The organism is Chitinivibrionia bacterium (assembly GCA_009779925.1).
Taxonomy (GTDB): Bacteria; Fibrobacterota; Chitinivibrionia; order Chitinivibrionales; family Chitinivibrionaceae; genus WRFX01.
Genome location: WRAZ01000063.1, coordinates 1 through 7691, shown reverse-complemented (window position 1 = coordinate 7691; position 7691 = coordinate 1). Strand labels below are relative to the sequence as shown.

Genomic DNA, 7691 nt, shown 5'->3' with positions numbered 1-7691 from the left:
TTTATATTTGCTGAGAATAGAAACCGAGGGAATGCTTGCAGAAAACTACCAAATCGGAGCAACGGAGTTTTTTATAAGAACGGAAGAGTTTCTTCCAAGTTTTATTCGCCAAAATACCTCGCGGGATAGCAGATACGGGATTATTCTCGAAAATGCGGTTGTCTCAGATTTCGCAAGAATTTCGGTAATCACCCCCGAACAAGCAACAGTGAATTTGGCGATTTTTGATAATTTGGGCAATGTAGTATTTTCGGCGGACGATGTAAGGGCGGGTTTCAAACCCGCCCTTACAAACGCCGTTGATAACGCAATTATTTGGAATTTAACCAACCAATCAGGCAGATTTGTCGGCAATGGTATGTATTTAATCATCGCCGAAGCGACAACCATCAGCGGACGAAGGTATTTATATTCTGCGAGAATAGGAGTGCAGCGGTAAAATTTATAAAATAGGGGCAAAATTGCTTGCCCCTATTTTTATATCTGTGCCTTTTTTCACAAAACGCGCGCCTTTTTTCAAATTAGTAAAATAATATCCTCATTCTCATTTCGGCAAAATATATTTTCGTGGGACTGGTTTTCTAAATTAACTTTATTTCAAGGAGATTGTTGATATGGGTACAAGAAAAAAAGCCCCTCACGACGGTAATTCGGCGGTTGCGCACGTGGCACACGCCACAAACGAAGTTATTGCTATTTATCCGATTACTCCGTCTTCGCCTATGGGTGAAATTTCAGACGAGAAGTCCGCAAGAGGCGAAAAGAACATTTGGGGAACAGTTCCCAGCGTTTCGGAATTGCAATCCGAAGCAGGCGCGGCAGGCGCTATTCACGGGTCATTGGCTACGGGCGCTATGTCCACGACCTTTACGGCTTCGCAGGGTCTTTTACTTATGATTCCTAATATGTACAAAATCGCAGGCGAGTTAATACCGACTGTATTCCACGTTTCTGCGCGCGCTTTGGCGGCTCAGGGACTTAATATTTTCGGCGACCACTCGGACGTTATGGCTTGCCGTCAAACAGGATGGGTAATGCTTTCGTCTTCAAGCGTTCAGGAAGCAATGGACTTCGCGCTTATTTCGCAGGCGGCAACTTTGGAGAGCAGAATTCCGTTCTTGCACTTCTTCGACGGTTTCAGAGTATCGCACGAAGTTTCAAAAATTGAAGAACTTACATTCGACGATATGCGCGCTATGGTTGACAACGACCTTGTCCGCGCTCACCGCGAAAGAGGACTTTCGCCCGATAGACCGATGATTTCGGGAACTTCGCAAAACCCCGACGTTTATTTTACGGGTCGCGAAACGGTAAACAAATATTACGACGCGCTTCCTGCAATTGTTCAAAAACAAATGGATAAATTTGCAAAACTCACAGGTCGCCAATACAATCTTTTTGACTATGTCGGCGCAAAAGACGCTGAAAAAGTTATTATTATTATGGGCTCGGGATGTGAAACAGTTCACGAAGTTGTAGATAATTTGACTGCAAAAGGCGAAAAAGTCGGCGTTCTTAAAGTTCGTCTTTTCCTTCCGTTTGAAACAAAGGCGTTCATTAACGCATTGCCGACAACGGTTAAAAAACTTGCCGTTATGGACAGAACAAAAGAGCCGGGAAGCATCGGCGAGCCGCTTTATCAGGCAGTTTTGACCGCTCTTGCTGAGGCAAAAGTCGATGGAATTTCAAAAATTGACCCTGTTGTTGTAGGCGGACGTTATGGTCTTGGATCTTGCGAGTTTATTCCCGGAATGATTAAGGCGATTTACGACAATCTTAACGCGGCTAAGCCGAAAAATCACTTCACAGTAGGTATCTGCGACGACGTTTGCGGCACATCGCTCGAATACGACGCGCACTTCACAACCGAAGGCGACGATACATACCGTGCGATTTTCTACGGTTTGGGCTCGGACGGAACAGTCGGCGCAAACAAGAACACAATCAAAATTATTTCGGACGAAACCGATAACTTCACACAAGCGTATTTTGTTTACGACTCAAAGAAAGCGGGAACGCTTACTTCGTCGCATTTGCGTTTCGGACCCAAGCAAATTCGCGCGCCTTACCTTATTACTAAGGCGAAATTTATTGCTTGCCACAACTTCTCGTTCTTGCCGAAATACGATATGTTGCGCAACGCGGAAGAAGGAGCGGCTTTCCTTTTGACAAGCGAATATTCTGCGGACGAAGTATGGCAACATATTCCGGGCAGAGTGCAAAAGCAAATCGTTGACAAAAAACTCAAATTCTATGTTATCGACGCGATTAAAATCGCCGAAGACCTTGGTTTGGGCGCAAGAATTAACTCTGTTATGCAATCGGCGTTCTTCAAAATTACAAACGGACAAATTATGGACGAGGCTCTTGCTGTTAAAGCAATGAAAGACGCAATCCAAAAAACCTACGGAAACAAGGGTGATAAAGTTGTAAAAATGAACCACGACGCGGTTGACGCGGGTCTTCAAAAAATCCAAGAGGTTAAATATTCTGGCGTTAGCAACGAAGTTAATCCTATTACAAGCGTTCCTGCAGACGCTCCGAAATTCGTTAAAGACGTTACGCAAAAACTTCTTTGCCAAGAAGGACACACCGTTAAAGTTTCGGAAATGCCTGCGGACGGTCGCTGGATTACGGGAACAACAAAATACGAAAAACGTAATATCGCGGTGAAAATCCCCGTTTGGAACACAGAAACTTGTATTCAGTGTAATAACTGCGTGTTTGTATGTCCGCACGGATGTTTGCGCGCAAAAGTTTACGACGCGGCTTGTCTCAGCGGCGCGCCTGCGACTTTCAAGTCTGCGGACGTTAAAGCGGCAAAGGCAATCGGCGACGGATTTGAAGGCAAAAAATATACATTGCAAGTCGGCGCGGAAGATTGTACCGGTTGCGGATTGTGTATAGAAGCGTGTCCTGCAAAAGAAAAAGGCGCGATTAAAATGGAGCACCAGTCTCCGCTTCGCGAGCAAGAAGTGGTTAATTACAACTTCTTCCTTGACAAACTTCCAGATGTTGACCCGACAACCGTTAAATTGAACACCGTAAAAGGCTCGCAGTTTGTAACGCCGCTTTTCGAATATTCGGGCGCGTGCGCAGGTTGCGGAGAAACAGGCTTTATGAAACTTCTTTCACAGCTTTTCGGCGACCGTTTAATTATGGGTAATGCGACGGGATGTTCGTCTATTTACGGCGGAAACCTTCCGACAACTCCTTACACCAAGAGAAAAGACGGAAGAGGACCTGTTTGGTCGAACTCTTTGTTTGAAGACACCGCAGAATTTGCTTACGGTATGAGAATGACCGCGGACAAATTTATGGAGCGCGCGCAAGAAATGTCAAACGACATAATTGCAAACGGCAGTGCGGACGCAGAGTTGAAATCGCTTCTTAAAGAAATAGTTTCGGCAACGCAAATTACACAAAACGAGATTGAAGCAGTTCGTACAAACGTAGAAAAGGCAAAGAAAATCGTTGCGGCAAAAGGATGTTGCGGCGACGCAGAGTGCGCAAAAGAATTTTTGAGCATTGCCGACTACCTTGTTAAAAAGTCAGTTTGGGCTATCGGCGGCGACGGTTGGGCTTACGACATCGGTTTCGGCGGTCTTGACCACGTAATCGCGACAGGCAAAAACGTAAATCTTCTTGTTATGGACACCGAAGTTTATTCAAACACAGGCGGACAAGCAAGTAAAGCTACGCCAAAAGGCGCGGTAGCAAAATTCGCGGCAGGCGGAAAACCCGTCGGCAAAAAGGATTTGGGAGCAATCGCATATTCTTACGGATACGTTTACGTAGCGCGCGTTTCTTTGGCAGACCCTGCGCAAGTAGTAAAAGCAATGTTGGAAGCGGAAGCATACGACGGACCGTCGGTTGTTATCGCATACTCGCACTGCGTAGCGCACGGAATCACAATGAGCAACGGTATAGAGCAAGCGAAAAAAGCGCTCGCAACCGGACACATTGTACATTACAGATACAACCCCGCACTTGCGCTTGAAGGCAAAAACCCGCTGACAATCGACAGCAAAGAGCCTACAATGCCGCTTGGCGAGTTTACAATAACCGAAAACCGTTTCAGAATCCTTAAAAAGGCAAATGAAAAGGCTTACAACGAACTTATCGAATCAGCAGATAAGGAAAACAAAGCCCGCTTCAAAACCTTGAAACACTTGGCTTCCGAATAATTTTCGGATAGAGACGATTGGTAAAAAATTCCCCCGCTTGTTTTCAGGCGGGGGAATTTTTGTTGTTTTTGTTTCTGCGCAAATAGTATTTTCACCATAAAACGGCGGGCAATCGTCGTCTTCAACTTAAACAAAGGAAAAAAATAATGGTAAAATTAGCATTTGTCGGATTTGTTTTGGGGATTACCACTACAATTCCGGGGATTTCGGCGGCTACTATGGCAGTGGTGTTTAACGTGTACGAGCGTTTGATAAATCTTATTGTGCCGAACGTAAAAAAGGTGCTTGGCGCGTGGGCATTTTGGCTTCCGTTGGTCGTTGGCGGCGGTATCGGCATTGTTTTTGCAAGCAAAGCGCTTACGGTGTTATTTGAAAATTATGAAGTTTGGACTTATTGGTTTTTTATCGGCGTTATTGTTGGTAGTATTCCTTTGATTTATTCGCGAGCGCGCAAAACTTCGTCGGCGCTTCCGTCGTTTTCGTCAGCTATTTGCGCTGTTATTGCATTTGCTCTAATGATAATTATGGCAGTTCTGAAACCCGAAGAGGGTGTTGCCGTATATACCCAACTTTCGCCGTCAGTCTTTGGACTTTTGGCGTTTTCGGGGGCATTGGGTGCGCTTGCTATGATTATTCCGGGGATTTCGGGCGCGTTTTTGCTTTTGGTTATAGGGATGTATCGTACGGTTTTGCAAGCGGTCAGCGAATTAAATATTCCGCTGATATTACCCGTTATTTTAGGCGCAGGTCTCGGGCTTCTTATTGGTGCGGCATTTGTGCGCTTTTTGCTTAATAAAGCTCCTAAGCAGACTTACGGCGCAGTCTTGGGATTTGTGGCGGGCTCCGTTATTGTTTTGTATCCGTCGGGTTTTGGAGAGGGGATAGGTATAATTGTTTCGGCGGCAACCTTTTCTAGCGGTTTTGCTTTCTCATTTATTATGGGTAAAAAGGAACGATAGTATAATTTTGATAAAATAAAAAGGCGGTCTGAATTTTTTCAGCCGCCTTTTTATTTGCTTTTGTTTCGTAAAAAAATTTTACACCGTCAAATCTACTCGCTCAGGAATTCTGATACCTGTACTTTCAGCCCAACGTTCCAATCTTTCGGAAACAGCGTCTCTGGTGAACTGTATCACCTGTTGAATGTTTGCAGGAAGACGTCCGTTAAGCTGTCTGTCTGCTTCGGCAAAACCGCTGTTGATAGCGTTTGTAACCGCTTCTAAAAATTCTTCGCCCGAAAGTCCGCTTCTCTCATAAAATGAAATTGCGAAATCCACAATTCTTTCTGCGACAGCCTCAGGCTTCCAAGCGTCGGGAAGAGTTGCAATTATCTCTTCTGCCGTCATTCCTTGTTCGCTTTCGGGAATTTGAATATTAAATATAGCATCAAAACTTGCCGTATTTACATCTTCGCCTCTTACTGCTTGAAGCATTGCTCTGATAATGTTTGCCTGAAGTCGCTGAAATTCATCACGCGCTCCTCTTGCTATTTCATCGTGTCTTTCACGACGTGCTTCTTCATTCTCACGAACTCTGTTTCCTTCGCTTGAAATAATTGCTTCGTCCTGTCTCGCAGGTCGCCTTGTGAGGTCACTGTTGCCCACCTCGTTACCTCTCCGCTGAAAATTTGCCGCATTGGTATAATTATCAACGGGATTGTTTGTGATTCCAATTCCCTGAACCATACTACCCTCCTTGGTTAAATTCCATCCTTGTATTTATCCCTATTGTATAATATCGGCAAACTTACGCAAGAACTTAACCTGTTTTTGCAAAATTCTGCAATTTTCACGAATTTGTTTTTCCCTCTTTCATTTTGGTGCGCCCTTAAATTATTTTGTATTACATTTTTATAAATAAGGTAAAAAATTTAATGAGTGCTGCGTTATTGATGCAAAATTTATCGGCGCCGGAAGAGACCGAGAACCACAATGTTTCCGCTTGGAGCGAAATCGTTTGTGATATTAAAGAAATAGGGAAAAAAACGTTTCTTGCGTCGTTTATTGAGCGAGTAAACCTTTTGCGTATCGAGAATGACGTTGCATTTCTGTCTGTTCCGAGCGATTTTCATAAAACATTACTTGAAGGTAGCGACGGCGAAAGTATTTTGCTTGAAAAAATGAATGTGAAGTTTGGAAATGTCGGACAAATATCATTAGAAATAGTAGAAGACGAATCGGCAAAAGAAGAAGAGGAAAATCTTAAAAAAGCACGGGAAGCGCGAGAAAAATCATTACTGCAAGAAGCGCAGGCGCGTCCGATTTCTCAAAAACAAACAGCTCCGAAATCAAATTTACACGGAAATTTTTACGAAAATTACAAATTCGATTCGTTTGTCGTTTGCGACACAAACAAAAAAGCATTTGATTTATGCCTTACGACCGCCGAAATGCCGCAAAGCGCGCCCGAAAAAATTTTGGTTATCCACGGAAAAAGCGGGGTCGGAAAAACCCACCTTTTGCAAGCAATCGGACACTTTACACACCAAGAAAACACCGCAAAAAACATTCATTACACTTGCGCAATAGATTTTCTCTCGGAATACGTAAATTGGCAAAAAGAAAAAAAGGGTTTGGACGAATTTTACAACAAATTTCGAGACGTAGATTTACTTTTGATAGATGACGTGCATTTGTTCAGAGGGCAGGGAACTCAAAATGCGTTTTTTGAAATATTAACCTTTCTTTATGACGATAACAGGCAGATTGTCCTGACTTCGGATTGCACGCCAACCGATATTCCCGATATGATTGACGTGCTTAAAATGCGCCTCAGCAATAGTGTTGCTGTGGAAATTTTAACGCCGAGCAAAAAAAATAGAATGCAAATAATAAAGAAAAAATTCTACAACAGAGAATTAAAGTTGAGCGAGGATGTTTTGGCGTATCTTGCGGATATTCCGACGACAAATATTCGCGAACTCGAAGGGCTTTACAACCGTCTTTTGGCGTCTTCCGTTTTTTGCAACGCCGACCTTGGTATCGACTCCGTAAAAATGATACTGAATGACTACATAAAAGACACGCGAAGGATTACAGCCGACATAATTTTGGATAGAGTTTGCTCGTATTTCGGCATTGCAATCCAAGAAATCCGCTCGTCGTCGAGAGTTCAAGATGTTGCTTATTCGCGTTCTGTCGCAATGCATTTGATACGCACAATAACAAAAAACTCGGAGCAAGCGATAGGAAACCTTTTGGGGCGCGACCATTCAACAGTTTGTATAACCTGCAAAAAAATAGCGCAAAGCCTGAATACCGACGAGAAACTGCAAAAAGACATAGATTTGCTTACGAAAATAATAACGGGGCAGTCCTAAAACAGGGTAGGCTTGGGGTTATTATGGAAAAAAGCGCAAAATTATCGGATTTTTTTGAGAAAATCGACATCAAATTCATTAAATCGGCGCAGTTTTTGTCGCAATGTCCCGAAACCGAAACCGCAGAATTTGCGCTTTTGGAGCGTTCCAATGTCGGAAAATCGTCTTTTCTTAATTTAATCTTC

5 protein-coding genes are annotated in these 7691 nt (G+C 43.6%); 4 read left to right on the top strand and 1 reads right to left on the bottom strand.

Going from position 1 to position 7691, the window contains the following annotated elements:
- The 3 genes from FWE23_10905 to FWE23_10895 form a co-directional block, all read left to right on the top strand.
- On the top strand, nt 1-439 hold a 439-nt coding region (locus FWE23_10905; protein ID MCL2845934.1), incomplete at its 5' end, for a hypothetical protein.
- A gap of 175 nt (nt 440-614) precedes the next feature.
- Entirely contained in the window at nt 615-4187 is a 3573-nt protein-coding gene (nifJ, locus tag FWE23_10900; protein MCL2845933.1) for a pyruvate:ferredoxin (flavodoxin) oxidoreductase, read from the top strand.
- A 146-nt stretch (nt 4188-4333) separates the two neighbouring features.
- On the top strand, nt 4334-5146 hold the full coding sequence (locus FWE23_10895) for a DUF368 domain-containing protein (protein ID MCL2845932.1): 813 nt from the start codon (nt 4334-4336) through the stop codon (nt 5144-5146).
- Nucleotides 5147-5224: 78 nt separating this feature from the next.
- Here the strand turns inward: FWE23_10895 and FWE23_10890 are convergent, their stop codons facing one another.
- Complete coding sequence (locus FWE23_10890; protein MCL2845931.1) at nt 5225-5872, bottom strand: DUF5610 domain-containing protein; 648 nt, start codon at nt 5870-5872, stop codon at nt 5225-5227.
- 188 nt (nt 5873-6060) lie between these two features.
- On the opposite strand from FWE23_10890, the gene FWE23_10885 reads away from it, so the two are divergent.
- Nucleotides 6061-7506 carry a DnaA/Hda family protein gene (locus tag FWE23_10885; GenBank protein ID MCL2845930.1) on the top strand — a complete coding sequence of 482 codons (1446 nt, stop codon included), beginning with the start codon at nt 6061-6063 and terminating at the stop codon, nt 7504-7506.
- The last annotated feature ends 185 nt before the right edge of the window (nt 7507-7691 follow it).